At 67.6% G+C, this 25,646-nt stretch carries 24 protein-coding genes and 1 riboswitch; of the genes, 15 read left to right on the plus strand and 9 right to left on the minus strand.

Annotated features, from left to right (window positions below):
* Positions 1–16: 16 nt before the first annotated feature.
* On the minus strand, positions 17–874 hold the full coding sequence (locus IG04_RS0105690) for a LysR family transcriptional regulator ArgP (RefSeq protein ID WP_030475469.1): 858 nt from the start codon (positions 872–874) through the stop codon (positions 17–19).
* Positions 875–973: 99 nt separating this feature from the next.
* On the opposite strand from IG04_RS0105690, the gene IG04_RS0105695 reads away from it, so the two are divergent.
* The 4 genes from IG04_RS0105695 (at position 974) to cutA (ending at position 5,863) form a co-directional block, all read left to right on the plus strand.
* Complete coding sequence (locus tag IG04_RS0105695) at positions 974–1,522, plus strand: LysE/ArgO family amino acid transporter (RefSeq protein ID WP_051769101.1); 549 nt, start codon at positions 974–976, stop codon at positions 1,520–1,522.
* 197 nt (positions 1,523–1,719) lie between these two features.
* Positions 1,720–1,931, plus strand: a riboswitch (cobalamin riboswitch).
* Between the two features lie 105 nt (positions 1,932–2,036).
* Positions 2,037–4,391: a ribonucleoside-diphosphate reductase subunit alpha gene (locus IG04_RS0105700; RefSeq protein WP_245816547.1), complete on the plus strand. Its 2,355-nt coding sequence runs from the start codon at positions 2,037–2,039 to the stop codon at positions 4,389–4,391.
* Positions 4,392–4,444: 53 nt separating this feature from the next.
* Positions 4,445–5,440 carry a ribonucleotide-diphosphate reductase subunit beta gene (locus IG04_RS42270; protein ID WP_245816588.1) on the plus strand — a complete coding sequence of 332 codons (996 nt, stop codon included), beginning with the start codon at positions 4,445–4,447 and terminating at the stop codon, positions 5,438–5,440.
* A 96-nt stretch (positions 5,441–5,536) separates the two neighbouring features.
* Positions 5,537–5,863 carry a divalent-cation tolerance protein CutA gene (gene cutA, locus IG04_RS0105710; RefSeq protein ID WP_051769110.1) on the plus strand — a complete coding sequence of 109 codons (327 nt, stop codon included), beginning with the start codon at positions 5,537–5,539 and terminating at the stop codon, positions 5,861–5,863.
* Here cutA and IG04_RS43720 read toward each other — a convergent pair.
* Complete coding sequence (locus IG04_RS43720) at positions 5,860–7,338, minus strand: helix-turn-helix transcriptional regulator (protein WP_051768980.1); 1,479 nt, start codon at positions 7,336–7,338, stop codon at positions 5,860–5,862. The genes cutA and IG04_RS43720 overlap by 4 nt on opposite strands.
* 335 nt (positions 7,339–7,673) lie before the next feature.
* Here IG04_RS43720 and IG04_RS0105725 point away from each other — a divergent pair, with 335 nt between their 5' ends.
* Together IG04_RS0105725 and IG04_RS0105730 are read left to right on the plus strand one after the other, a co-directional pair.
* Positions 7,674–8,180: a glycine-rich domain-containing protein gene (locus IG04_RS0105725; protein ID WP_030475473.1), complete on the plus strand. Its 507-nt coding sequence runs from the start codon at positions 7,674–7,676 to the stop codon at positions 8,178–8,180.
* Between the two features lie 62 nt (positions 8,181–8,242).
* A complete protein-coding gene (locus IG04_RS0105730) occupies positions 8,243–9,094 on the plus strand; it encodes a phosphotransferase family protein (protein ID WP_245816550.1) in 852 nt (283 codons plus the stop codon).
* Here IG04_RS0105730 and idi read toward each other — a convergent pair.
* Positions 9,080–9,667, minus strand: coding sequence for an isopentenyl-diphosphate Delta-isomerase (gene idi / locus IG04_RS0105735; RefSeq protein ID WP_030475475.1), 588 nt, complete (start codon positions 9,665–9,667; stop codon positions 9,080–9,082). The genes IG04_RS0105730 and idi overlap by 15 nt on opposite strands.
* Before the next feature lie 111 nt (positions 9,668–9,778).
* On the opposite strand from idi, the gene IG04_RS43725 reads away from it, so the two are divergent.
* The gene (locus IG04_RS43725) at positions 9,779–9,967 is read left to right on the plus strand and encodes an MbtH family protein (protein WP_030475476.1); all 189 of its coding nucleotides are present in this window, start codon (positions 9,779–9,781) and stop codon (positions 9,965–9,967) included.
* Between the two features lie 13 nt (positions 9,968–9,980).
* Here IG04_RS43725 and IG04_RS0105745 read toward each other — a convergent pair whose 3' ends face one another.
* Positions 9,981–11,273 (minus strand): beta-propeller fold lactonase family protein, encoded by a 1,293-nt coding sequence (locus IG04_RS0105745; protein WP_030475477.1) that lies wholly within the window; start codon positions 11,271–11,273, stop codon positions 9,981–9,983.
* 36 nt (positions 11,274–11,309) lie between these two features.
* Positions 11,310–11,804 (minus strand): GNAT family N-acetyltransferase, encoded by a 495-nt coding sequence (locus tag IG04_RS0105750; protein WP_051768982.1) that lies wholly within the window; start codon positions 11,802–11,804, stop codon positions 11,310–11,312.
* A gap of 79 nt (positions 11,805–11,883) precedes the next feature.
* Here IG04_RS0105750 and IG04_RS0105755 point away from each other — a divergent pair, with 79 nt between their 5' ends.
* Positions 11,884–12,375, plus strand: coding sequence for an RNA polymerase sigma factor (locus IG04_RS0105755; protein ID WP_036013875.1), 492 nt, complete (start codon positions 11,884–11,886; stop codon positions 12,373–12,375).
* Positions 12,368–13,222 carry a hypothetical protein gene (locus IG04_RS0105760; RefSeq protein ID WP_030475480.1) on the plus strand — a complete coding sequence of 285 codons (855 nt, stop codon included), beginning with the start codon at positions 12,368–12,370 and terminating at the stop codon, positions 13,220–13,222. The genes IG04_RS0105755 and IG04_RS0105760 overlap by 8 nt, the downstream gene beginning before the upstream one ends.
* Here IG04_RS0105760 and IG04_RS0105765 read toward each other — a convergent pair.
* Positions 13,207–14,532 (minus strand): serine/threonine-protein kinase, encoded by a 1,326-nt coding sequence (locus tag IG04_RS0105765; protein WP_036013877.1) that lies wholly within the window; start codon positions 14,530–14,532, stop codon positions 13,207–13,209. The genes IG04_RS0105760 and IG04_RS0105765 overlap by 16 nt on opposite strands.
* A gap of 69 nt (positions 14,533–14,601) precedes the next feature.
* Here IG04_RS0105765 and IG04_RS0105770 point away from each other — a divergent pair, with 69 nt between their 5' ends.
* The 3 genes from IG04_RS0105770 to IG04_RS0105780 all read left to right on the plus strand — a co-directional run bounded on the left by IG04_RS0105770 (position 14,602) and on the right by IG04_RS0105780 (position 17,700).
* Positions 14,602–15,558, plus strand: a complete 957-nt coding sequence (locus tag IG04_RS0105770) for a magnesium transporter CorA family protein (RefSeq protein ID WP_030475482.1) — start codon at positions 14,602–14,604, stop codon at positions 15,556–15,558.
* 7 nt (positions 15,559–15,565) lie between these two features.
* Entirely contained in the window at positions 15,566–16,333 is a 768-nt protein-coding gene (locus IG04_RS0105775; RefSeq protein ID WP_030475483.1) for an enoyl-CoA hydratase/isomerase family protein, read from the plus strand.
* Between the two features lie 269 nt (positions 16,334–16,602).
* Positions 16,603–17,700, plus strand: a complete 1,098-nt coding sequence (locus IG04_RS0105780; protein WP_157512868.1) for a right-handed parallel beta-helix repeat-containing protein — start codon at positions 16,603–16,605, stop codon at positions 17,698–17,700.
* Between the two features lie 53 nt (positions 17,701–17,753).
* Here IG04_RS0105780 and IG04_RS0105785 read toward each other — a convergent pair whose 3' ends face one another.
* Positions 17,754–18,209: an SLATT domain-containing protein gene (locus IG04_RS0105785; protein WP_245816552.1), complete on the minus strand. Its 456-nt coding sequence runs from the start codon at positions 18,207–18,209 to the stop codon at positions 17,754–17,756.
* 34 nt (positions 18,210–18,243) lie between these two features.
* On the opposite strand from IG04_RS0105785, the gene IG04_RS0105790 reads away from it, so the two are divergent.
* Positions 18,244–18,972 carry a PIG-L deacetylase family protein gene (locus IG04_RS0105790; RefSeq protein WP_030475486.1) on the plus strand — a complete coding sequence of 243 codons (729 nt, stop codon included), beginning with the start codon at positions 18,244–18,246 and terminating at the stop codon, positions 18,970–18,972.
* Positions 18,973–19,025: 53 nt separating this feature from the next.
* On the opposite strand, the gene IG04_RS0105795 is transcribed toward IG04_RS0105790, so the two are convergent.
* Positions 19,026–20,321: a UDP-glucose dehydrogenase family protein gene (locus tag IG04_RS0105795; RefSeq protein ID WP_030475487.1), complete on the minus strand. Its 1,296-nt coding sequence runs from the start codon at positions 20,319–20,321 to the stop codon at positions 19,026–19,028.
* On the minus strand, positions 20,321–21,652 hold the full coding sequence (locus IG04_RS0105800; RefSeq protein WP_245816554.1) for a glycosyltransferase family 4 protein: 1,332 nt from the start codon (positions 21,650–21,652) through the stop codon (positions 20,321–20,323). Before IG04_RS0105800 ends, IG04_RS0105795 begins: the two co-directional genes overlap by 1 nt.
* 111 nt (positions 21,653–21,763) lie before the next feature.
* Here IG04_RS0105800 and IG04_RS0105805 point away from each other — a divergent pair, with 111 nt between their 5' ends.
* Positions 21,764–23,779, plus strand: coding sequence for a glycosyltransferase (locus tag IG04_RS0105805; RefSeq protein WP_245816556.1), 2,016 nt, complete (start codon positions 21,764–21,766; stop codon positions 23,777–23,779).
* 3 nt (positions 23,780–23,782) lie between these two features.
* A complete protein-coding gene (asnB, locus tag IG04_RS0105810; protein ID WP_030475490.1) occupies positions 23,783–25,606 on the plus strand; it encodes an asparagine synthase (glutamine-hydrolyzing) in 1,824 nt (607 codons plus the stop codon).
* The last annotated feature ends 40 nt before the right edge of the window (positions 25,607–25,646 follow it).

Below are 25,646 nucleotides of genomic sequence, written 5' to 3' on the forward strand. Positions count from 1 at the left end.
GCGTCGAGGCTAACGCCTAATAGAGCGCGACGCCTGCCTCGGCCGCGACCGCCTCGGCCACCGCGGTCAGCGCCGGCGAGTCGAGCTTCCACTGCTGCCAGTACAGCGGCACGGAGATGGTGCGGCCCGGCACGAGGTCGACCAGGCCGTCCTGGAGTTGTTGCGGCGGCACCATTCCCCAGCCGAGGCCGGCCACGATCGCCCGCACGTACACCTCGGACGACGGCACGTAGTGGCGGTGTTCCGAGGCGCCGCGGCCACGGGTCAGCGTGCGCACGAAACGGTCCTGCAGGTCGTCGTTGCGGTCGAACACGACGACTGGCGCGTCCGGCAGCCATGACTTCGGCGGGCCGTTCCGATATCGCTCCACAAAGGACTCCGAAGCCATTGCCGCATAACGGATCTCGCCCAGCTTGGTCACCGAGCAGCCCGCCACCGGCTCGCGCGAGGACGTCACCGCCGCCATCACCAGACCCTGCCGCAGCAACGCCGTCGTGTGGTCCTGGTCCTCGCGGTGCAGGTCGAAGGAGATCCTGAGCGACGACGGAACCCGTTGCAGGGCGGGCAGGAACCACGTGGCGAGCGAGTCGGCGTTCACCGCGATCGGCACCCGCACGACCGCGTCCTCGCCGAGCGCCGCGTCGAGGTCCTGGTCCAGGGCGAGCAGTTGCCGACCGTAGCGGACGATCACCTCACCCGACGGCGTCAACCGGACGGGACGCGCCCGCACCAGCAGCACGCGGCCCGTTCGTTGCTCCAAAGCTTTGATGCGTTGCGAGACAGCGGAAGGCGTGACGTGCAGCGCGGCGGCGGCCGCGTCGAACGTGCCCGCGTCGACTACCGCGAGCAGCGTTCGCACCAGGTCCAGATCCATCACAGCTGCTAATGCTACGTAAGGATCTTTAGCTGGTCTCATCAAGACCGCGTAAATACCGTGGAACGCGTGACAGACCTGCTACTCGGCTTCGGCACCATGATGACCCTGATCGTCGCGATCGGCGCGCAGAACGCATTCGTGCTGCGCCAAGGACTTCGGCGGCACGCGGTCGCGAAGGTCGTCGCCGTGTGCGCACTATCGGACGCGATCCTGGTCGCGGTGGGCGTCGCCGGGTTCGGCGTGATCGTGAAGAAGTTCCCGCAGGCCATCACGGTCGCGGCGATTGTGGGCGGGATTTTCCTGCTGGGGTACGGGTTTGTGGCGGCGCGCAGGGCGTTCAGGCCGTCGGTGCTGAACGCGGGAACGGAGACGAACAGCCGGCCCGTGCTGACGGCGCTCGCGCTGACGTGGCTCAACCCGCACGTCTACCTCGACACGCTGCTGCTGCTCGGCTCGATCGCGGCCGGCCGGTGGCTGTTCGGGGTCGGCGCGGTGACGGCGAGCATCACCTGGTTCGTCGCGCTCGGGTTCGGCGCGCGGCTGCTCAGCCCGCTGTTCGCGAAACCCCGCGCGTGGCGGGTGCTGGACGGCCTGATCGCCGCCGTGATGATCACTCTCGGGGCGGCCCTGATCGCCGGGTCGTGATCATCACCAGCACCGCCACGACGGCCAGGACACCGCTCGTCACGGGCGCCGCCGTCCCGGCGAAAAGGGACGCCGAAGCGAGGCCCCCGCTGACCAGAGCACCGATGACGACCCGAGGCCGAAGATCACCCACGTTCTCGACCCTAACCCACGACACGCGCATGTTGGGTGGTGATCCAGACCCCACCACCACATGTAGTATCTGCCGCGCTAGTGGTTCACCGGCTCGGCTCAACCGGGCCGGTGAGGCAAGAGGGAACCCGGTGGGAATCCGGGACTGCCCCGCAGCGGTGAGTGGGAACGAAAGCCGTCAACGAAGCACTGGGTCGCGAGACCTGGGAAGCGACGGCCGGTAGGCGCCAGAGGTACGCCCACGAGTCCGAAGACCTGCCATTGGTGTGCGCGCAAGCCTGCGCGCACGACACGGTGCCCCGAGGGAGGGCGGCTGTGTGCGCCAGTGGTGTGTCCGCTGGCGCGCGCACGCATTTCCTCGGCAGATCTCGGAGGAGAGAGCGTGCCCGACCGCCTTTCAGTGGTCATCAACGAAGCCTGCGCCGACCTGCCCAACGCGTCGGCCGAGGCGGTTCTGGCCGAGACCAAACGCAACCTCTACGACGGCATCACCGACGCGGAGCTCGCGCTCGCGCCGATCATGGCCGCCCGCACGATGGTCGAGCATGACCCGGACTACTCCTACGTCAGCGCCCGGCTGCTGCTGGACAAGCTCCGCGCCGAGGCCTGCGGAGTCCCCCTGTCGCACGCCGAGATGACCGAGCGCTACCCGGAGTACTTCGCTCAGTTCGTCCGCCACGGCATCGAGTTCGGCCAGCTCGACCCGCGCCTGGCCGACTTCGACCTGGCCCGTCTCGGCGCCGCGCTCGACGCCTCCCGCGACCTGAACTTCCAGTTCCTGGGCATGCAGACGCTCTACGACCGCTACTTCCTGCACCACGACGACCGCCGCTACGAGCTGCCGCAGGCGTTCTTCATGCGCGTCGCGATGGGCCTCGCCCTCGAAGAGGACGACAGGAACGCCCGCGCGATCGAGTTCTACGAGCTGCTGTCGAGCTTCGACTTCATGTGCTCGACGCCGACCCTGTTCAACTCGGGCACCACACGCCCGCAGCTCTCGTCGTGCTTCCTCACCACCGTGGATGACGACCTCGCCGCCATCTTCCACGGCATCAGCAACAACGCGCTGCTCTCGAAGTTCGCCGGCGGTCTGGGCAACGACTGGACCCCGGTGCGCGGCATCGGCGCGCACATCAAGGGGACCAACGGCAAGTCGCAGGGTGTTGTGCCGTTCCTCAAGGTGGCCAACGACACCGCGGTAGCCGTGAATCAGGGTGGCCGGCGCAAGGGCGCGGTCTGCGCCTACCTGGAGACCTGGCACATCGACGTCGAGGAGTTCCTCGACCTGCGCAAGAACACCGGCGACGAACGCCGCCGCACGCACGACATGAACACCGCGAACTGGGTGCCGGACGAGTTCCTGCGCCGCGTGCGCGCGAACGGTCAGTGGACGCTGTTCTCCCCCGACGAGGTGCCGGACCTGCACGACGCGTTCGGCAGCGAGTTCGCGGAGAAGTACCGTGCGTACGAGGAGATGGCCGACAACGGCGAGATCAAGGTCTTCCGTCGCGTGCAGGCCGTCGACCTGTGGCGGCGCATGCTGACCATGCTGTTCGAGACCGGCCACCCGTGGATCACGTTCAAGGACCCGTGCAACCTGCGTTCGCCGCAGCAGCACAGCGGTGTCGTGCACTCGTCCAACCTGTGCACCGAGATCACCCTGAACACCACGATCGACGAGGTCGCGGTCTGCAACCTGGGGTCGGTCAACCTCGCGCGGCACGTCACGGCCGAGGGCATCGACCACGCGCGGCTCGAGAAGACCGTGCGCACCGCGGTGCGCATGCTCGACAACGTGATCGACGTGAACTACTACACGATCCCGGAAGCCAGGAACTCCAACCTGAAGCACCGGCCGGTCGGCCTGGGCCTGATGGGTTTCCAGGACGCGCTGTTCACACTCGGCACGCCGATGGCGTCGAAGGAGGCCGTCGAGTTCGCCGACCGCAGCATGGAGGAGATCAGTTACTACGCGATCTCCGCGAGTGCCGGGCTGGCGCGGGAACGCGGCGCCTACGGGTCGTTCGAGGGATCGCTGTGGTCGCAGGGCGTCCTGCCGGTCGACTCGCTGGAGATCCTGGCCGCGACCCGCGCCGAGGGTGAGCTGGAGGTCGACCGCTCGTCCACATTGGACTGGGAGCCGGTCAGGGCGATGGCCCGCGCGGGCATGCGGAACTCGAACGTGATGGCGATCGCGCCGACCGCGACCATCGCGAACATCGCCGGTGTGAACCAGTCGATCGAACCGCTGTACCGCAACCTGTACGTGAAGTCGAACATGTCCGGCGACTTCACCGTGATCAACCCCGACCTGGTGCGGGCGCTCAAGCAGCGCAAGCTGTGGGACGAGCGGATGGTCTCGGACCTCAAGCTGCACGACGGCAGCCTCGGCGCGATCGACCGGGTGCCGCCGTACCTGAAGGCCCTGTACGCCACAGCGTTCGAGGTCGACAGCTCGTGGCTGATCGAGGCCGGTGCACGCAGGCAGAAGTGGATCGACCAGGCGCAGTCGCTGAACCTGTACCTCTCCCAGCCGAGCGGCCGCAAGCTCGACGAGCTCTACCAGCTGGCGTGGCTGCGCGGCCTCAAGACGACGTACTACCTGCGCACGCAGAGCGCGACGCACGTGGAGAAGTCCACGTTGCAGGGCACCGACGGCAAGCTCAACGCCGTCTCCCCCGTCGCCGTGGACCCGAACTGCTCCATCACCGACCCCGACTGCGAGGCCTGCCAGTGACCGAGAACCTGATCGAGGCAGGCGCCGCGCGCGTCTCCGTCGACGACAAGGCCATGATCAACTGCCGCGCCGACGTCAACCAGCTGCTGCCGCTGAAGTACCACTGGGCGTGGGAGAAGTACCTGGCCGGCTGCAACAACGCGTGGATGCCGACCGAGGTCTCCATGCAGGCCGACATCATGCTCTGGAAGACAGCGTCTTCCTCGGACGGCCTGACCGACGACGAACGGTTGATGATCAAGCGCAATCTCGGCTTCTTCGCGACCAGCGAGTCGTTGGTGGCCAACAACATCGTGCTCGCGGTGTACCGCCACCTCACGAACCCGGAGTGCCGCCAGTACCTGCTGCGACAGGCCTTCGAGGAGGCCGTGCACACCCACACGTTCCAGTACATCTGCGAATCGCTCGGCCTCGACGACGGCGAGCTGTTCAACATGTACCGCGAGATCCCGTCCATCACGGACAAGGCGGCGTGGGCGCTGCAGTTCACGCAGCACCTGGAGGACCCGGAGTTCAGGACCGGCACGCCCGAGACGGACCAGGCGTTCCTCAAGGACCTCGTGGCGTTCTACGTGGTCTTCGAGGGCATGTGGTTCTACACCGGCTTCGCGCAGATCCTGTCACTCGGCCGCCGCAACAAGATGGTCGGCATCGCCGAGCAGTACCAGTACATCCTGCGCGACGAGTCGATCCACCTGAACTTCGGCATCGACGCGATCAACCAGATCAAGATCGAGAACCCGCACCTGTGGAACGACGTGTTCCAGAAGGAGGTGCGGACCATGCTCGCGGAGGGCTGCGAGCTGGAGATCGCCTACGGCCGCGACACCATGCCGAACGGCATCCTCGGCCTCAACTCCGAGCTGTGCGAGCAGTACATGCGGTTCATCACGAACCGCCGGTGCGCACAGCTCGGCCTGGAGCCGGTGTGGGAGCCGGCCGAGAACCCGTTCCCGTGGATGTCGGAGATGATGGATCTCAAGAAGGAGAAGAACTTCTTCGAGACCCGGGTCATCGAGTACCAGAACGGCGGATCACTGGAATGGTGAGCCGAGGTGGCGAGTGGTCGCGTGGCACGAAAGCGGCGACCACTCGTCATCAGGCAACACGGATGCCGTCGACAGAGCGTCGCTATGCTGCGAAGCATGTCCGACTACCTCCAGATCACGACGGTCGCCGACAGTCAGGAAGTCGCGGTGCGCCTCGCGCGATCTGCCGTCGCCGCAAGGCTCGCGGCGAGCGCTCAGGTAGTCGGTCCGGCCACCTCGATCTACTGGCATCTCGGCGAGCTCGGCACCGGGCAGGAGTGGCAGGCCGTCTTGAAGACCACGGCTTCCCGTTGGCCGGCATTGCGCGCCCATCTGCTCTCGGAACACCCGTGGGACAACCCGGAGGTCACCGCTGTGGAGATCGTCGACGCACCCGAGGCATACTTCGACTGGCTGAAGCGAACGGTCGCGCCGGCGGACTAGTGACGAACCTGCTCGATGGTGTGCGACACGACAGCGGATGCCTTGAACTCCTGAAGCCGCTTCACCACGCCGTCGATGCGCTCCCAAGGCCGAACCGAACTGACACCTTGTGCGAGCCGGGCGCACTCCTGAGTCACGAGCGCAGCACGTTCGATCTCCTCGCCATCGATGAGGGCATGTGCCAACGACGTCATGTACAGCGCCTTGTCACGCGCGTGAGTGTCGTCGAACCGTGCCAAGGCAGCGTCCAGCGTGGCAACCGCTCGCAGTGGCCGCCGCAACTCGGCCCAGCAACGACCGGCCATGATCTCGATCTCGTTGTCGTCGACCCAGAACACCCAGTCCGGCTCAGCTCTCTCACAGCGTGCCTCCAACGCCGACCTGGCGTCCGCCAGCGCATGCTCGGCGGCCAGATGGTCGCCCGCGACCGCATAGGTCCACGCTTTGCGCTCAAGCAACAAGGCTCGAACCTTCGGCGTGGCGTCCTTCTCCGCCGCAGCGTACGACGCTTCGGCGAGGCCGATGTTCGGGCCCGTGGTGCTGACTTCCTGATACGCGAGGAAGGCCAGCGCATTTCCGGCAAGCGCCGCGTCCTTTGCCTCTTCAGCCGCCTTCAGGCTGTCGCGATAGTGCCGCTTCGCCTCGGCCTGCATGCCCGCGTCGAACGCCGCCCAGCCGGCCATCTGCGCCTGCTCCGAAATCACGCCCACCAAGGCCGTGTGGATCTTCGAGGAACAGTTGACCGACCGAACGTAGTGAACCGTTGATTCGAGTTCGGACGCGTACACGTCATACGTGTCCCGGCCGCCCAGGTAGTTGTCCAGCCGACGCAAGCGGGCCGTCCTGTCGAGCAGATGACGCCAGTCGGATTCTCCCGCGCGAGTCGGCTGAACGGGGCGGAATGTCGTCGCCATGCTGAGCACCGCCCCAGTGGCAGTCTCCAAGAACACGCGCCGGTCCACCTGGCACCTCACTTCGCCGGTCGACTCGATCAGGATGGCGAGCTGTTCGATCGAGATACCGAGGACTCTGGCGATAGCCGGCCGCTTCCACGGTTGCGGCATGCACTCTCCCCGCTCCCATCTGCCGACCGTGCTGAAGGCCACGCCGACCTCCTCGGCGAAGCTCTCCTGCGAGTGCCCTTTCCGTTGTCTGGCAACGGCAAGAGCGCTGCTTGCCCGCGCTGACCTGGAACCGCTTCGGCCTGCGACCGCCACCGACTCCTGAGGAGCTGCGAGCAGTTCCTCGATCGACGACTCGAAGTAGCGCTCCAGCAGGCGAACCGTCGGAGCCCGCAACTGCTCAGGCGTGAGCTTGCCCGCGCACAGCCTTTGCACGTGCCGAGGGCTCAGAGTTCCGATCTCGCCGCTCTCGCGGGCGAAGATCTCCACCTGCTCCGCGAGCTCCTCGAACGTCAGCCTGCTTTGCTGGATGCGCAGTCCGAGGACCGTCCGCGCCGCGGTTATCAACGTCACTCCGCTCCTCACGTCGACTTCACATGCCAGAGACCTGGACATCTGAACATGTACGCGCTTGGACCGGCTGACACAACGACGTAAGGACGACCTAAGGCCGCGTTCACCCGTAAAAACCTCAGACCTCGTGATGAGCCGACGGTCAACTAGGTGCACCCGTTCGGGTTACCTGGGCAGACAAGAACTGCTGCGGAGGTTTCCGCAGATCAGAACCGTCGCTGCGACTTTGCTGCCACATCGGCGCCTCCTCCGCGCCCTGGTGCGGGAGGCCGGCGATCCGGTTGCCTGGTAGCAGCCGGGCCTGTGGCCGGCGCACCACTGGAAACGAGGAACCCATGACGATCACCAACGTCTCAGTCGCGGGGCGGACACTTGTCACCGCACCGCTTTTCCATGCACTGACAGACCGCGCGGTCACCGATTTCGGCGTGGACCCGGCGCTCGCGCCGCGTGTTGTAGATCAAGCGCTGGCGTTCCTGGCGACGGCGGGGCGAAGCACCGCCGCGAACGTCCAGTTGAGGCCGTCCAAGGCAGTCGATCCCGGCTGGCACGCGTTCCTGATGTACACCCGCCCTTACCGCGCATTCTGCGTTCAGGTCGCAGGCCGGTTTCTCGATCATGTCCCCGATGACGATCCCACCGTGTCGAGCACGCGCAATGGTGCTCCAGTTCACGGTGTGGCTTCTACGATGCAGGCGATTGCCCGTGCTGGGTTCGTCGTCGATCCTGACCTCTGGCTCATCGATGGCGCCAAGTGCGGACAGTGCCATGAGGACGGCAACTGCAGTGCCAGCGGCGGCGCGGGTGATGAGAACGAAGACGTGCGCTACCCCGACAAGTGAGTGGACAGAGCACCGTGAAAACTCGTTGGGCCGACTTGCCCGCACACGTCAGAACCGCTGTCGTGAACCGGGTCGGCCAGCTGACCGGCGCTAAAGACATCGTTCAGGGAGCAGCGAGTGACCTGAGCACCGTCCTGTTCACGGCGGAGGGGCCGGACGTGTTCCTCAAGGGTGTGCGCGGTGTCAGCGTGCGCATGCGCTGGCTTCGCAACGAGATCACCGCTGGAGCGATCGCCGCGGGAATCGCTCCAGCAGTCCGCTTCCACGCCGACATCGACGACTGGCTGCTGGTCGGTTTCGAACATCTGAAGGGACGAACCGCCAGCCTGGCTCCGCATTCACCGGATCTGGGGACTGTCGCCGAAGTCCTCGGAACGCTCAGTGCGATCACCACATCCGAACTGCGCCCGCTCCGTGATCGGTGGACGCTCACAGACGCGTGGATCACACTCGCCGGCACGAACCCCGAAGTCGTGGCCGGATGGGATGTCGCGAAGTTGACCCATCACGCCACTCTCATCACCGAGTTGATCGACGGTTCCTGCCTGCTGCACACAGACATGCACGGCGAGCAGTTCCTGATCGACGAAAGCGGCGCGGCACACGTGATCGACTGGGCCTTCCCCGCCCGCGGCGCGGCGTGGGTCGACGGTGCGTTCCTGACGCTGCGCCTCATCGAGGCCGGCCATTCACCACAGGAGGCCGAACGCTGGGTGTTGCAGCTCCCCGGTTTCGCCGAGGTCGACGCAGAGCCAAGGCTGACCGCGTTCTCTGCCTTCATCGCAGGGCTCTGGACCACCTGGGCGGTCTCCAGCAACCCTCCCGCTGGGGCGGCGCACCGGGCACGCTTGGCTCTCGACTACGCGGCTTACCGGTTCCGCACGAACGAGAACGGTGGATCACTGGAGTGGTGAGCCGAGCCGCACCGCTTTAGGGAGCCCGGCCCGGTCCGCGACCGGCCACGCCAGCGGATCGGGCCCCAGCTCCACCAGTGCGGCGACCTGCAGACGCGACCACGGCGAGATTGCGCGCGTGCCGTCGAGCACGCTGGAAGCGAACTCGCTCCACGGAACCCGCTCGGTCGAGTCGACCTCGTCCGGGTTGGGGACCGGCTCGTCGTCGGAGAGCACACGGAACACCGGGCACATCTCGTTCTCGACGACGCCGTCCATCTCGGCGCGGTAGCGGAAGGCCGGCAGCAGCAGTTCGGGTTCGGAGACCTTCATGCCGAGCTCGTCGCGCAGGCGCCGGAGCACGGCCTGGGCCATGTCCTCCTCCGGGAGGGGGTGGCCGCAGCAGGTGTTCGTCCACAGGCCGGGGAACGTCTTCTTGTGCAGTGCCCGGCGGGTGAGCACGGTGTTGCCCGCCGAGTCGAAGACGTAGCTGGAGAACGCGAGGTGCAGCGGGGTATCCGCGTGGTGCACCACTGCCTTGTCCTCGACGCCGATGGCCGAACCGTCCTCGGCCAGGAGGACCACCTGTTCCACAGTCACGGGCACCACGTAATCACACGGGGGCCAAGATCGGGAACCGCGCGGTCGGGTGAGCTTGAGCGGGGAGATAGCCGGACCATAGGTGTCGCAGGTCACTCTGGGGGCATGACTTCCCCGTTCGCACAGGCTCACACCATGTTCCTGGTGCTGGTCAGCCCGACGGGCCAGTACTCGATCTGGCCCGCGGTGCTGCAGGTGCCCGCCGGCTGGCAGGTCGTCCACGGAGTCGCGTCCAGGCAGTCCTGTGCGGACTACGTGGACGCGCTCCGGTTCGACGTGCCGATGGCGGCTTAACGAAGTTCCACCACTAGAGCAATGCGATGTGCCCGTGCGAAGAGGCACCGCCGTGCTCGTTGTTCCCCGCGTACGAGGCCGTGAAGCCTTGCAGCAGCGTGGAGAGACCGACCAGCAGTGACACTTGCGCGTCACAGGTGGCCTTGCCGGACGAGTTGGTCGTCGCGGTGCAGAGCGGGTTGCCCTTCACCGTGCGGAAGACGACCTGCTGGCCGGCGACCGGCACCCCGGTGTGCTTGTCGGTCAGCGTCGCGTCGAGCGAGCGGACCGTGAAACCGAGGAGCCGCAACTGCAGTTGGGCGGACCCGGCCGCGAGCTTCGACGTGGCGGGCGGCACGAAGTTGATCGCGATGCCCACCGGGCGCTGGCCCACGGCGATGGTGCCGGTGACCGTGTTCGACGCCGTGTCGATGATCGACACCGAGTTGCCGTTGAAGTTCGTGACGTAGGCGCTCGCGCCGTCCGGCGTGAGAGCCACGCTGATCGGGCGGTCGCCGACGAAGATCTTCTGCAGTTCGGTCATCGTCGTGAGGTCCACGACGGACACCGAGTCGAACTCGCTGTTCGTCACGTACGCGCGGTTTCCGTTGGGCGTCAACGCGATGCCGTGCGGCGTGAAGCCGACGGACGCGGTGCCGACGACGGTGCGCGAGGCGACGTCGATGGCGGAGACGCTGTCCGAACCCTTGTTGACCACGTACATCCGCTTGCCGTCCGCCGAGGCCGCGATGGCGGTCGCCGCGTTGCCGACGCCGATCGTGGCGACGACGGTGTTGGACGTCGTGTCGATGACCGAGACCTTGCCCGGCCCTGGAACGTCGTGCGTGACGTAGACGGCAGAACCGTCCTTGGTGACGACGACGCCGTCGGCGTTCGAGCCGACCGTGACGGTCGCGGTGACCGTCAGCGTGGCCGTGTCGACCACGGACACCGTGCCGTCCAGATAGTTGGTGACGTAGACGAAGCCGCCACCGGGGGCGACCGCGACGCCCGCCGGGTGGGTCCCGACGGGAACGGACCTGTCGACCGTGTTGGTCGGCGTGTCGATGACTGTCAGTGTGTTCTGCACGGAGTTCGTCACGTAGCCGCGAGTTCCGTCGAACGCGACCGCCGCCATGTACGGCGAGCTGCCACCGCCGTCGGCGATCGTCGTGGACACCGCGTTCGTGGCCGTGTCGATCACCGACACCCCGCCGCCGTTGTTGGCGACGTAACCCAGAACCCGGCCGGCGGGTGCCGCGTGAGCCGGGGTCACCACCAGTGCCGAGGTGATGGCAACAGCCATCACCAGTGGACGCAACCGCATGTTCAATGCCTCCTGGCGTGCGTCATCCCGACCTTCTCAGGACATCGCGAGCGGAGGAGAGGACGTTAGCCTCTTCAGAGTCTTCTCGAACCAGTGATCGGCGTACTCGGCGTCGTTGTAACGGCCGATCTCCACGAATCCGTGCTTGGCGTACAGGCTCCTTGCCTCGACGAGGTCTCCGCGCGTGTCGAGCCGCAACGTCGTGATGCCGCGCTCCGCCGCTTCGGTCTCCATCGCGGTGAGCAACGCCGACGCGGCACCCTGTCCTCGGAACGCCGAGCGCACGAACATCCGCGTCAGCTCGCCGACACCGTCGCCGAGGAAGCGCATGCCCAGGCAGCCGGCCTCCTCGCCATCGCGCGACACGACGAGGAACACCGGCACGTCGTGGTCCTGCTCGTCGCGTTCGTAGGCGTCGATCTCGGCGTCGTGCGTCGGCCGGCCCCAGTAGCGGCTGATCATCTCCGCGTTGTACTCGCGGTTGAGCGGCGAACGCGCGGCATCGGTGGCCGTCACGGTCCAGTTGGTCATGGGACCATCATCGAAAGGCCGTCCACTGTGATTCAGGTCACTGCAACACCGGTGCCGCGAGAAGCCAACTGGGGGCGTGATGTTCGCGGAGCTGTTCGACGAGCACGCCCATCCGTTGCACCGATATCTGGCGCGGCGGGTGGGCGCCGACGTGGCCGACGACCTCGTCAGCGAGACCTTCCTGGCCGCCATGCGCGGCGAGGAGGGCTACGACCCCGAGAAGGGCAGTGTGGTCGGCTGGCTCTACGGCATCGCCACGAACCTGTTGCGCGGGCACGCCAAGCGCGAGACCCGCCTGTTGCGCACCGCCGAACGGTACGGCGTCGACCTCGGTGTCGCCGAGTCGCTGGAGCACACGGTGGTCACCCGCGTCGACTCGCGGGCGCACCTGCGCCGGATCGCCCGCGAGCTGGCCCGGATGTCCGAGACCGACCGCGACCTGGTGCTGCTGGTGTCGCTGGCCGGGCTGTCCGTGCAGGAGAGCGCGGAAGCCCTCGGCCTCAACCCCGGCACCGCCCGGTCCCGTCTGCACCGCCTGCGCGCGAAGCTGAAGGAAGTGGAACATGCGTGACGTGCTGGACGACGACCTCGCCGAGCTCTACCCGATGCGGCCCGCCGACGACGTGCGGCTGGCCCGGTTGCGCGAGCAGCTGTTCGCCGAGAAGCCGCGGTCCCGCTCACGCCGCTGGGCCGGCATCGCGGCGGCGACCGTCGCGGTGGTGATGATCACCGGGCTCGTGGTGCTGCTGCGGCCTGTCTCCCGGGACGCGCCCGCGACGCTGCCGGTGAAGCCCGCGACCTCGTTGCCGGAGGCCGCGACGCTGCTGGAGGTGGCGGAGCAGCCGACGGCCAAGTACCGCCGCATCACCTACCGCATCTGGCAGGTGATGGGAGTGGGCGACCCGTACGCGTCCTCGGCGATCGAGTTCGAGTTCGACGTGTGGCTGCCCACCGCCGCTGACGAGATGGTCGTGATCTACCGCAGGCCCACCGGAGGCCAGCGGCCGATCGCGGGTGCGCGGCGGCCCGCCTCGGACTTCGCCGGCGACTCCCGCGGTCCTGTGCTGTGGAACTCGTTCTGCGCGAGCACCCCGTGCAAGGAGGAGACCGCCGGACAGCCGCTGAGCACCGATCCCGGGCGAAGGCTGGACGACGCCGCGGCCGCGATGCTCTCGCCGTTCACCACGAACGAGGAGAAGGCCGCGCTGTACCGCAGGATCGCCGAGTCTCCCCAGGTCCGCTGGGACGACGGGAAGGTGTCGGCCGACGGCGGCACGACGCTGTTCACCGTCGACCCGGCGACCGGCCAGGTCACCGGCATGGAGCAGCGCAAGGCGACCGACTCGCGGATCCCGGCGGACACGGTGACGACCTCGGTCACCATCACGGCCGAGTGGACCGATCAGCGGCCGTCGTAGCTGCGCGGCAGGTACCAGGCCAGGGCGGCGCGCAGTTCGGCGACGTCGCGCTCGCGCCGCCTCCTGGTGCGCTCGTGGGCGATCGGGAACACCCGCACACCGCCGTGGTGCGCGCCGAAGAAGCGGCGCGGCGCCGGGTCCTTGAGCCAGACGACGACCCACGGCCGTTTCTTGTGCGGCACCACACGCACCCGTGCGAGCTCGTACCACCAGTACTGGTGGAACTTGCCGTTGCGCGTCGTGGCGATGCCCTCGCGGCTGATCTCGATCACGACCTTGCGGCGTGCGGCAGCGCTGAAGTAGCGCACCGCGCGCACGACGAGCACGCAGAACGCGGCCAGTGCCAGCAGTTGCGTGGCGCCGTTCGCCTGCGCGGCCGGGTCGGCGATCGCGGCGGCGAGCAATGCCACGGCGAGGTTCAGGCCGCCCCACGCCATCGGCACGAACCGCGACGTCGAGAACGTCGCGGCGGCCGGCGTCATCGGGGCGGGCATCTTGCTGGTCGGCGGCTTCGGCGTGACGACATGGGACAGCAGGCGCGTCACCTCGGCCGGTTCGGGACGCTTGGCCGGGTCGCGGTGCATGCACTTCTGCACCAACGGCCGCAGCGGCTTGGGCACGCCGTCGATGTCCGGTTCGCCGTGGGCGGCCTTGTAGAGCAACGTCGCCGTCGGACCCTCACCGAACGGGCCCTTGCCCGTCGCCGCGTAGACCAGCACGGCGCCGAGGGCGAAGACGTCGCTCGGGGACGCGACCTCCTGGCCGGTGATCTGCTCGGGCGAGAGGAAGCCGGGCGTGCCGAAGACCATGCCGGTCTCCGTCAGCGCGGTGTGCTCCATCGCGCGCGAGATGCCGAAGTCGATGACGCGGGGTCCGTCGGCTCCGAGGAGCACGTTGGACGGCTTGAGGTCGCGGTGGACCAGACCAGCCCGGTGAATGGCGGTGAGCGCTTCGGCCAGACCTTCGGCGAGGCGTCTCAAATGGTGCTCCGGCAAGGGACCGTGCCGTTCGATGGCCTCCTGGAGCGTCGGCCCGGGCACGTACTCCGTGGCCATCCACGGACGGGGCGCGCGCGTGTCGGCGTCCACGACCGCCGCCGTGCCGGCGCTGCCGACCGCACGGGCCATCTGCACCTCGCGGCGGAACCGCTCGCGGAAACGCGGGTCGTCGGCGAGCTCGGCCCGCGCGACCTTGACCGCGACCTGGCGTCCGTCGCTGCCTTGCCCCAGGTAGACCGTTCCCATGGCACCACGACCAAGCCTGCCCAAGAGCAGGTAGTCCCCAATGCGCTGTGGTTGGTCCACCTTCACCGGATCGAGGGTAGCGGGAACTCGGGCCGAAACCTCACATCTGAGTAGATCTACGTATCGTTGTCACCCATGGGCCGGACCCGCTTGTACCGCAACGGCGAACTCGTGGACAGGGACTTCCCGGTCGCGGAGGCGGCCGGGCGTCTCGAAGATCACTCCGCCGTCGTGTGGTTCGACCTCTGCGCGCCGTCCGAAGACGAGATAGGTCTGCTGCGCGACGAACTGGGGTTGCACGAGCTCGCCATCGAGGACGCGTTCTCCGAACGGCAGCGCCCCAAGGTCGACCGCTATCCCACTCACCTGTTCCTTTCCGTGTACGCGGTCCGGTACGACAAGCACGAGATCAAGACGTGCGAGGTCGACGTGTTCGTGGCGCGGAATGCGCTCGTGACGGTGCGCGAGAGCGAGGACTACGCCCTGGGCGGCGTCGAGCGGCGGTGGGACAGCGCGCCCCAGCTGGCCTCGTCGGGCGTCGGGTTCCTGCTGCACGGACTGCTCGACGACGTCGTGGACGGTCACTACGCCGCCGCGCAGGCCCTCGACGACGACATCGAGACCCTGGAAGACCGCATCTACGAGGAGAAGCCGCACGTCGGCCGCAGGGCGTTGCAGCTCAGGCGCGCCCTGGTGCAGCTCAGGCGTGTCGCGCTGCCGATGCGTGAGGTGCTGGGGTCGCTGTTGCACCGTGAGCACGACCTCGTGGACGACGTGATGATGCCGTACTACCTGGACGTGAAGGACCACACGCTGTTCACGGCCGAGCTGACCGAGTCGATGCGGGAGCTGATCACGAACCTGCGCGAGGCCGAGGTCGCCGTGCAGGGCAACCGGTTGAACTCGATCATGAAGAAGGTCACGAGCTGGGCCGCGATCATCGCGGTGCCGACGGCGATCTCGGGCTACTACGGCATGAACGTCCCGTACCCAGGCTTCGAGCAGAAATGGGGCTTCTGGGTCTCCACGCTGGGTATCTTCGGCCTCTCCTACTTCCTGTACCTGATGTTCAAGCGCCGCGATTGGTTGTGAGAAAGCTGTGAAGATCCACCTGACCCGCCGCGACGAGCTCGCGATCATCACGATCGACGCGCCGCCGCTCAACCTGTACTCCCTCGACCTCGACGCGGAGTTCCACGAGGCCCTGGACGAGCTGGGGGACGCGCGGGCGTTGCTGGTCAACGCCTCTGGCCGGGTCGTGTCGGGCGGCGTGGACGTGTCGCTGTTCGCCGCGCAGGAGTACCGCGAGGAGGCGCAGCAGCTGTTCGACCGCATGCTCGTGCTGCCACAACGCCTCGCCGCGCTGCCGATCCCGACCGTCTTCGCCGCGCACGCACTGTGCCTGACCTGGGCTTTCGAGCTGGCGGTGGCGTGCGACCTGATCCTGGCCTCGTCGTCGGCGCGCTTCGGGCTGGTCGAGAAGGTGGTGGGCCTGACGCCGACGATGGGCGGCACGCAGCGGCTGGCGGCACGGGCGGGCGTGGGTCGCGCGAAGGAGTTCGTGATGACCGGCGATCTTTACGACGCGGCGACGCTCGAACGATGGAATGTCGTCAACCGGGTGTTTCCGGACGAGGGTTTCGCGCTCTCGGCCGAACAGTTCGCTTTGTCGCTCGCGATCGGTCCGACGCAGGCACACTTCGCGACCAAACAGGTGCTCGCGCATTTCGAGAACGGTGGCGTCCCGGAGGCCGACGCTCACGTCACGACGATCGCGTCGGCGTTGTTCGAGACCGAGGACCTGCCACGCGCTGTGCACAGCTTCCTCACGGACGGTCCCGGCCGCGCGTCTTTCATTGGTCGCTGATCTCACACATCAAAAATTCGGATGGCTCGGTGATAAAACCGTGATCTACCTGCTCACGCGGACCGAACATTCCCTGCCGGACGGAAGATGATGTTGCGGCGCAAGGAGATCCGCTTGACTCCACCCGTCGTGCCGTGCAGTGTGCTGACCGTTCAACGGCCCCGTACGAACTCCGTCGTACGAGTTCTGTACACATTCCGCGACGGCCGACGACACAATTAGCGAGTTCACGGTCCCCCGTCGTGAACGCGCGTGGAGGTAGACCAGCCGTGAGACTGAGATTGGCCGTACTGCTGACCGGTGGTGTCATCGTGCTGGCCGCCTGCTCCCCGACCGAGGCGGCCCAACCGGCACCGGTGGCGGAAAGCAGCAGCGCCACCTCGACCAGCGCCCCCAGCAGTTCCTCCGCCGCCCCGAGCAGCTCGGCGGCACCCAGCTCGGCCACGAAGCCCGCCACCAACGGCCCCGTGAAGCCCCCGGCGAACAGCCCCGCCCCCTCCGGCTCCCCCGGCTGGAAGCTCACCCAGGGCAACACCGGCCTCGCCGCGCACGGCCTGAACTGCGACGCCCTGCCACTCTACACCGGCCCCGGCGCCCCCGCCGCCGGCACCGTGATCTCCGGCAAGCGCGTCGAGCAGGCCCTGACGCTGTTCGCCGGCAACATCACCATCGAGAAGTCCTGCGTCCGCCCCACCAGGCTCGGTGAGACCGCCCCGCTGATCACGACGAACGGCCCGTGCGGCAGCAACTCCTGCCAGGTCACCGGCGCTCCCGTCACCATCCGCGACTCGAACATCGACGGCTCGGCCCTCCCGGCCAAGACCATCGCGGGCTCCTGCGCGTTCCTCGGCGTCGGCACGCTGCAGCGCAACTACATCAGCGGCATGGGCTCCGGCATCTGCTTCTACAACACCGGCAGCAGCCTGAGCGGCCTGGCCGAGGGCAACTACGTCCGCGGCCTGCGCTCGGACGGCGAGTCGCACAACGACGGCGCCACCGTCCGCGACTTCCCGCTCGACAAGAACGCCGGCCGCACCCTGACGTTCCGCAACAACCGCATCGACTGCTCCACCGGCAACGACACCGGCGCCCTGTTCATCCAGACCTACGGCGGCGACATCGACAACGTCACCGTCGAGGGCAACCTCCTGGAGGGCGGCGGCTACCAGCTCGGCCTGGAGTCGGGCTTCGACAACCTCTACGGCCGCAACATGAAGTCCATCAACAACCGCTTCAGCGGCACCGGGTGGGGCGCGGCCTACGTGAGCCAGAAGGGCGCCTCCCACAAGTGGGCGGTGTGGCAGGACAACTTCCTGCACGACGCCGGCGCGCCGGACGCCAAGGGCAAGCCCGCGGGCACGCCGTAGTCCCGTGACCGCCTTCGCCGCCGAGCCCTCGCCGGCGGCGAAGGTGTTCCGCACTAACCGTTGTCGCGGAACTTCAGCCACCGCCCGCTGAGCGAGTCCCAGATCTCCTGGTACCGCTCGAACATCTCCCGCACCCGCTCCGGATCCACGTCGTCGGCCGGAGTGGACGCCACGTAGTACGAGAGATCGTCCTCCAGCCGGTGGAACTTGTAGCTGGCCTCCTCCATCAGCACCCACAGCGAGCGCCACGCGAAGAACGGCTCCAAAGCGGACACCACGGTCACCACCGCCACCAGCGCGAACGCCGTCCCCGTCCAGGGGTCGAGGTTCTGCAGTCCGAGGATGATCGTCGACACCGCCGAAAGCACCAAAGTGGTCAGTCGGACAGTTACGGACTTCCACCTGAACCGCTGCTTGCGCGCACGGGCATAGGCGTGCCCGCGTTCGATCTGTCCACGCAGGTGTTGTGCGAGTTCGTGCGGCTTCAGGCCAGACGGCAAGTCGGTCACCGGCAAGACAATAGTTTCGGGGTAACTTCCCCGCGTGCAGTTCGATGGACCGAGAACCTTGCTGGCCGTTCATGCTCACCCCGACGACGAGTCACGGTCGACCGGAGGAATCCTGGCCCACTACGCCCGCCAGGGCGTGCGGATCGTCCTCGTCACGTGTACGAGCGGCGAGTTGGGCGACATGCCCGGTGGCGTCAAGCCCGGCGAGCTGAACCACCACCCGCAGGCGGTGGCGGCGCGGCGGAGGGCACAGCTCAACGCGGCGTGCGATGTGCTTGGCGTCACAGACCTGGAACTGTTGGGATATCACGACTCCGGCGAGACGGGCGAGGTGCCGCCCGGCGCCTTCTGTTCCATCCCCGTCGAGACGGCGGCGGGGCGGGTGGCCGCGCTGATCGAGCACTTCCGGCCGCAGGTCGTCGTCACGCACGACCACCACAACCCGCACCAGCACCGCGATCACGTGCACGCGGCGCGGGTCGCGCAGCACGCGGTCAAGGAGACCGGCATTCCGGCGAAGCTGTACCTGGAAGCGCACGATAGCCTTGCCACGACCACGATCGACACCTCAGGCGTGGCGGACGTGAAGCGGAAAGCGTTGCACTGCTACGAAAGCCAGTCGCTCATCGGGAAGCTGACGGCGCAGCAACGGTTCGCGGCGGAGTCCTACATCCGCGCGATCGACACGACGAACGCGCCGTTGCCGGAGACCGACCTCTTCGCCGGCATCACGCACCACGGGCCGGATCTGCCGCGCTGGTGAGCAAAGGGCGTTCGCCGTTCCCGGCGAACGCCCCGAAGACGGTCTCAAAAGGACTAACGGCGACCCAGCGACGTGCAGGTCAGGCCAGCGCGGCGAATGACGTCCGGGTCCAGGATGTTCCGGGTGTCGACGACCACGGGCTGCCGCACGGTCTCGGCCAGCCGCGGCCAGTCGAGCGAGCGGAACTCCGGCCATTCGGTCAGCACGACGAGGGCGTCGACGTCCTTGGCCGCCTGGTACGGATCGTCCACAACGGACACCGGGCCGAGGTCCGTGCCGCCGGTGAGTGCCGGGTCGTAGCCGACGAGCTCCGCGCCCGCCTGCTTCAGCAACGCCGCCACGGCCAACGCGGGCGAGTCGCGCAGGTCGTCCGTGCCGGCCTTGAACGTCAGGCCCAGCAGTCCCAGGCGCACGTGGGACAGCGAGCCGCCGCGCTTGCCGGTGACGGCCAGGCGGACCTTCTCGACCATCCGCTGGCGCTGGCGCTCGTTGGTGTCGATGGTGGCGCGCAGCAGGCGGAACTCGAAGTCGGCGGCGTCCGCGACCTGGAGCATCGCGTGCGTGTCCTTGGGCAGGCACGAGCCGCCCCAGCCGGGGCCGGGGTTCAGGAACGCCTGGCCGATGCGCTTGTCGTAGCCCATGCCCTCGGTGACGTCGGTGATGTTCGCGCCGAGGCGCTCGCACAGCTCCGCGACCGCGTTGACGTACGAGAGCTTCATCGCGAGGAAGCAGTTCGCCGCGTACTTGACCATCTCGGCCGAGGCCGCGTCGGTCAGAACCGTAGGCGCGCCAAGGCGTGCGTACAGGGCGGCGACTCGCTCGGCCGCGTCCTGCTGGTCGCAGCCGACGACGATGCGGTCAGGGTTCAGGAAGTCGTGCACGGCCGAGCCCTCGCGCAGGAACTCGGGGTTCGAGACGACGGCGACGTCGTCCCGGCGCAGCAGTTCGGCGGTGCGGATCGACGTTCCGACCGGCACGGTGGACTTGTTGACGATCACGGTGCCGGACGGCAGCAGGTCGCGCGTCTCGTCCACAACGGACTCGACGGCCGCCAGGTCCGCGATGCCGCCGACCCCCATGGGCGTGGGCACGCACAGGAACACGACCTCGGCGTCGGCCACCGCGGCCGACGCGCCGAGAACGAACGACAGGCGACCGGAGGCCAAACCTTCGGCGACCAGTTCGGCAAGACGCGGTTCGAGGATGTCGACCTCACCGCGCGAGAGGCGCTCGACCTTGCCCGCGTCGACGTCCGCGCACACCACGCGGTGACCCAGCGAGGCGAGACAGGCACCGGTGGTCAGACCGACGTAGCCGGTGCCGACGACAGCGATCCTTCTGACGAACATCATTCTCCCGTTCGGGTCACGGCGAACGCGCGGAGCACGGCGTCGTCGCTCACGTCGATCATCTTGTTGCCCCACTGGTCGGTGCCCGCGCCGAGCGCGGGCCTGCCGTCGGGGAACGGGCCGCGCGAGGCGAAGCCGGTGAGCCCGTCGAACACCGCCACGTAGTTCTCGGCCTGCGGGCGCCAGTCCAGCTCCGCCTCGCAGCGACGCCGGCCCTCGAAGCCGAGGCGCGCACGGCGTTCGGCGTCGTCGAGCAGGTCGAGCAGCGACGTCGTGAACGCCTCGACGTCACCCGGCTCGACGAACACGGCGCACTCGCCCGCGGACACCACGGTCTCCTGCAACCGGTACGTGACGACCGGCAGCGCGTAGGCCATGTACTCCATGGTCTTGTTCATAGTGGACACGTCGTTCAAAGGCGACAACGGATCCGGGCCGAGACCGGCCGACGAGGTCGACAGGTAGCGACTGATCTGTTCGGGCCCAACCCGTCCCGTGAACTCGACGTACGGATCGAGCTTCCAGGCCGTGGCCTGCTTCTTCAGGTCTTCGAGGCAGTCTCCGAAGCCCAGCAGCGCGAACCTGACATCGGTGCGGCCGTGGTCGAAAACAACTCTCCGTGCGACTTCCAGGACCCCGTCGACGCCGTCCTGCGGTCCCATGATTCCGAGATACGCCACCAGATGTTTGCCGCCGCGTCGAAGCTCGTCCACGCCCTCGACAGGCCGCATCACGGTGGTGTCCGGGCCGGAGCGCACGACGGTGGTGTGCTCAAGCGGCACGCCGCCGCGCGTCCACGCGATCTTCTGGTACGAGGTGTTGGTCGACGTCACCCTGTTGGCCGTGCGGAACGTGCGGCGCTCCAGCCACTTCAGGATCCGGTACTGCACCTTGCCCGCGACGCCCTTGGGCTCGCCGAAGCGCGACAGGAACACCTCGGGGTTCAGGTCGTGGTGATCGAAGACGAACTTCACGCCACCGAGCCGCCACAACAGAGCCAGGGCCCAGTACGTGTCCGGCGGGTTGCACGCCTGCATCACGTCGAACCGCCTGCGGGCACGCACCTTCACGCTCAGCAACGCCGTGCGCACCCAGCAGTACACGAACTCCCACGCATAGCCCAGCGCGCCTTCGGCCTGGGGCGGCGGAGCGTACTTGTAGATGTGCACTCCGTCGAGAAGTTGGTAAGCGGGATCACCCGGACCCTTGGGGCAGATCACCGAAACCTCGTACCCGGCGTTGGTCAGGGCACGGCATTCCAGCCACACCCGGCGGTCCAGCGGTACGGGGAGGTTCTGCACGATGATCAACACGTGAGGCGATGACGTCACGCTCTGGTTCTCGTTTCGGAAGGCAAAACGGTTACACATGGGGCGAATCTCGTAACGGAGGTTGCAAGGCACTCGATGTAGCGCGCAGAGACTCAAATGCGAGGAGCGGTTGTGGAGCGGTCACCTGTCGCGGTGGTCATCGTCACTTACCAGAGCGAACAGGTCATCGCGGGATGCCTGGACTCGGTGCCGGACGACGTCAGGGTGATCGTCGTCGACAACGCCTCGACCGATGGCACTGTGGCGGCGGCCACTCGACCCGGCGTGGAAATTCTGCGCAGCCCGGTCAACGGCGGATACGCCGCCGGTGTGAATATGGGCATCAAAGCCGCCGAGGGTCACGACGTTCTCATCCTGAACGCCGACATCCGGTTGCACCCAGGAGCCGTGGAATCACTCCGCGCGGCCGGAAAGCCGATCGTCGCGCCCCGCCTGGTCGACGAAAATGGCGCGCTCTCCTACTCGCTGCGCCGCAGGCCCACCTCCACCGGCACCCTCGCGGAAGCCCTCATCGGCGGCACCAGGGCCGGGCGGATCGGCCTGGGCGAGACCGTCACCGCCGCGTTGGCCTACCAGGGCGCGCACGCCGCCCACTGGGCCACGGGCTGCGCGTGGCTGGTCAAGCGCGAGGTCATCGAGAAGCACGGCCTTTTGGACGAACGCTACTTCCTCTATTCGGAGGAAACCGAGTACATGTTGCGCGCCGGCGGCGTCTGGTTCGAGCCGCGCGCGGTGGTCACGCACATCGGCGGCGAGGTCTCCACGAACGCGCGGCTGTGGTCGATGCTCGCCTCGAACAAGGTCCGCCTGCACCGCGAACTGCACGGGCGTTTCGCCGCTTTCTTCATGTGGCTCGCCATGGTCGTGAACGAAGGGCTTCGCGCGCGTTCGCCGAAGCACCGCACCGCGTTGAAGGGGCTTTTCCGCATGCGCCGCTGGCCGGAGGAAGTGGCCTCCGAGGGCCCGAGCTACCTGTGCTTCTCGGCGCAGGACTGGTGGTACCACAACCGCGCCCACTCGGACTTCCAGCTGCTGCGCCGCGTCGCCAAGCACCGCAAGGTGTTGCTGGTCAACAGCATCGGCCTGCGGATGCCGTCGCCCGGCAAGAGCACCCAGTTCCTGCGCCGGATCTTCCGCAAGGCCATGAGCGTCGCGAAGCTCGTGCGGCAGCCCATTGAGGACACGCCGAACTTCTACGTGATGACGCCCGCTCCCCTGCCGTTCTACGGCAAGCCGTGGCTGCGCAAGCTCAACTCGGTCCTGGTCCGCACCCAGGTGAAAGCGGTCTGCTTCTTCCTCCGCATGGGCACGCCGGTCGTCGTCGCCACGATCCCCACCGCCTGGGACGTCGTGAAACCCATGAAGACCAAGGGCCTGATCTTCAACCGCTCCGACCGGCACTCGGCGTTCCCCGAGGCCGACCAGGGCACGATCGCCGCGCTGGAGAACCAGCTGCTGTCCAATTCGGACACCGTGCTTTACGTGTCGCGCGCGTTGCAGGAAGAAGAATCCGCGCTGACCGGCGAAAGGGCGCACTTCCTCGACCACGGCGTGGACGTCGGCCACTTCACCCGCCGCACCGAACTTCCCGCCGACATCGCGAGCATTCCGGGCCCGCGCATCGGGTTCTTCGGCAGCCTCGACGACTACCTGGTCGACTTCGACCTGATCGAGAAGGTCGCGCAGGAGTTCCCCGAGGCGTCGGTCGTGCTGATCGGTGACGCGACCTGCTCCATGGAGCGCTACGACAAGTACCCCAACGTGCACTGGCTGGACTTCCGGTCCTACGACCAGATCCCCGGCTACGGCTCGGGTTTCGACGTCGCGCTGATGCCGTGGCTGGACAACGACTGGATCAAGCACGCGAACCCGATCAAGATGAAGGAGTACCTGGCCCTGGGCCTGGCCGTCGTGTCGACGGACTTCCCCGAGGTCGAGCGCTACGGCGACGTCATCCGGATCGCGCAGGGCGAGGCCGACTTCATCGACCGGATCCGGCTCACGCTCAAGGACGGCGGCCTGAAGACCCCGGCCGAACGCCGTGCGGCCGTGCTGGCCTCGTCCTGGGACTCCCGCGCCCGTGAGCTCATGCAGATCGCCGAAAAATCCTCTTCTGGGGAGCGCTAGGACATGTGCGGTATCGCAGGCATCAGACGGTTCGACGGCGCGCCCGTCTCGCGCGAGGTCCTCGCCGAGATGGCGAAACGGCTGCACCACCGTGGCCCCGACGACAGCGGGTTCTGGTCAGACGGCTCGATCGGCTTCGCGCACACCCGGCTGTCGATCATCGACCTGGCCGGGTCCCCGCAGCCGATGGCGGGCGCGTCCGGCACGACGACGATCGCGTTCAACGGCGAGATCCTGAACTACCGGCAGCTGCGCACCGAGCTGGCCTACCCGTTCCGCACGAACGGCGACACCGAGGTCCTGCTGGCGCTGTACGAGCAGCACGGGCCGTCCGCGGTCGCCAAGCTGCGCGGCCAGTTCGCCTACGCCATCCACGACGCCCACACGGGCGAAACGCACCTGTTCCGCGACCGGCTCGGCATCCTGCCGCTCTACTACTACGCGGACTCGAAGATGTTCGCGTTCGCGTCCGAGATCAAGGCGCTGCTGCCCGCGATCGGCGCGGCCGAGGTGGATCACGAGTCGCTGCACGACTACCTGGCACACCGCTCGGTGCCCGCGCCGCACACGCTGGTCAAAGGCGTCCGGAAGGTGCCGCAGGGCCACCACCTGGTCGTCACCGCGAAGGGCGAGGTGCGGACCGAGCCGTACTGGGAGCTGCCGCGCGAGTCGGAGATCCGCTCCGTCACGCCCGAAGAGGCCGTGCGGCTCGTGGACGAGGCGCTCACCGCGTCCGTGCGGGACGCCCTGGTCGCGGACGTGCCGGTCGGCGCTTACCTGTCCGGCGGCGTCGACTCGTCGCTCATCACGGCTCTCGTGGCGCGGGAACGCGGTGACGCCGAGCTGCACACGTTCTCCGCCGGCTTCGGCGACCCGCGCGTGGACGAGATCCACCACGCCGAAAAGGTCGCCGCGCTCGTCGGCAGCCGGCACCACAACGTCATCGTCACGGCCGACGACTTCCGCGACAGCTGGGCCAAGCTCTCCTGGCACCGCGACGCACCGCTGTCCGAACCCGCCGACGTGGCCGTGTTCCGGCTGGCCGAGCTGGCCCGCAGGGACGTGAAGGTCGTGCTGTCCGGCGAGGGCAGCGACGAGCTGTTCGGCGGCTACCCCAAATACCGCTTCGCCGCGGCCACCCGGTTCGCCGGTGCCGCGCCGTCGTTCGCTCTACGACGCCTGGAGAAGGCACTGCCCGCCTCCAAGGCACGGCTGGGTGTCGCTCTGCGCGCCATCTCCGAACCGTCCTACGCCGAACGCATGCGCGGCTGGTTCGCGCCCTTCACGGTGTCCGAACGGGCAGCGCTGCTGGGCGGTCCCGCCACCCGGTCCGTGCTGGCCCCGTACGAGAACGGGCGCGGGGACGCGTTGCGGCGCATGCTCTACGCCGACTCGCACACCTGGCTCGCCGACAACCTCCTCGAACGCGGCGACCGCATGTCGATGGCCGCCTCGCTGGAACTGCGCCCGCCGTTCCTCGACCACCGCGTGGCCGAGCTGGCGTTCTCGTTGCCCAGCAACGTGAAGGTCCGCGGCGGCACGACCAAGTGGGTCGTGAAGGAGGTAGCGCGCCAGCACCTGCCGAACGACATCGTGGATCGGCCGAAGTCCGGCTTCAAGGTGCCGCTCGACGCCTGGTTCCGCGACGGCCTGCGCGACATGGCCTACGACCTGCTGACCGGGCCCACGTCGTTCGTGGGCAGGACCTTCGACCGCGCGGCCGTCCGCGCTCTGCTCGACGACCACGATTCCGGTGACCGCAACGAGCAGCCGCGCATCTGGACGCTGCTGTCTCTAGAGGTGTGGCACCAAACGCTCAGCTGGTAGGACGGTCCATGAACAGGGATTTCGTTTCCGGGGCAGGTGG

Origin of the sequence: Lentzea albidocapillata (assembly GCF_000719115.1) — a bacterium.
GTDB classification, from domain to species: domain Bacteria; phylum Actinomycetota; class Actinomycetes; order Mycobacteriales; family Pseudonocardiaceae; genus Lentzea; species Lentzea albidocapillata.

What these genes read in the sequence shown, in the direction of transcription:
- IG04_RS0105690 (WP_030475469.1), bottom strand. Translation starts at nt 874, where the DNA reads ATGGATCTGGACCTGGTGCGAACGCTGCTCGCGGTAGTCGACGCGGGC.
- IG04_RS0105695 (WP_051769101.1), top strand. Translation starts at nt 974, where the DNA reads ATGATGACCCTGATCGTCGCGATCGGCGCGCAGAACGCATTCGTGCTG.
- IG04_RS42270 (WP_245816588.1), top strand. Translation starts at nt 4,445, where the DNA reads ATGATCAACTGCCGCGCCGACGTCAACCAGCTGCTGCCGCTGAAGTAC.
- cutA (WP_051769110.1), top strand. Translation starts at nt 5,537, where the DNA reads ATGTCCGACTACCTCCAGATCACGACGGTCGCCGACAGTCAGGAAGTC.
- IG04_RS0105725 (WP_030475473.1), top strand. Translation starts at nt 7,674, where the DNA reads ATGACGATCACCAACGTCTCAGTCGCGGGGCGGACACTTGTCACCGCA.
- IG04_RS43725 (WP_030475476.1), top strand. Translation starts at nt 9,779, where the DNA reads ATGACTTCCCCGTTCGCACAGGCTCACACCATGTTCCTGGTGCTGGTC.
- IG04_RS0105745 (WP_030475477.1), bottom strand. Translation starts at nt 11,273, where the DNA reads ATGCGGTTGCGTCCACTGGTGATGGCTGTTGCCATCACCTCGGCACTG.
- IG04_RS0105750 (WP_051768982.1), bottom strand. Translation starts at nt 11,804, where the DNA reads ATGACCAACTGGACCGTGACGGCCACCGATGCCGCGCGTTCGCCGCTC.
- IG04_RS0105755 (WP_036013875.1), top strand. Translation starts at nt 11,884, where the DNA reads ATGTTCGCGGAGCTGTTCGACGAGCACGCCCATCCGTTGCACCGATAT.
- IG04_RS0105760 (WP_030475480.1), top strand. Translation starts at nt 12,368, where the DNA reads ATGCGTGACGTGCTGGACGACGACCTCGCCGAGCTCTACCCGATGCGG.
- IG04_RS0105770 (WP_030475482.1), top strand. Translation starts at nt 14,602, where the DNA reads ATGGGCCGGACCCGCTTGTACCGCAACGGCGAACTCGTGGACAGGGAC.
- IG04_RS0105795 (WP_030475487.1), bottom strand. Translation starts at nt 20,321, where the DNA reads ATGTTCGTCAGAAGGATCGCTGTCGTCGGCACCGGCTACGTCGGTCTG.
- asnB (WP_030475490.1), top strand. Translation starts at nt 23,783, where the DNA reads ATGTGCGGTATCGCAGGCATCAGACGGTTCGACGGCGCGCCCGTCTCG.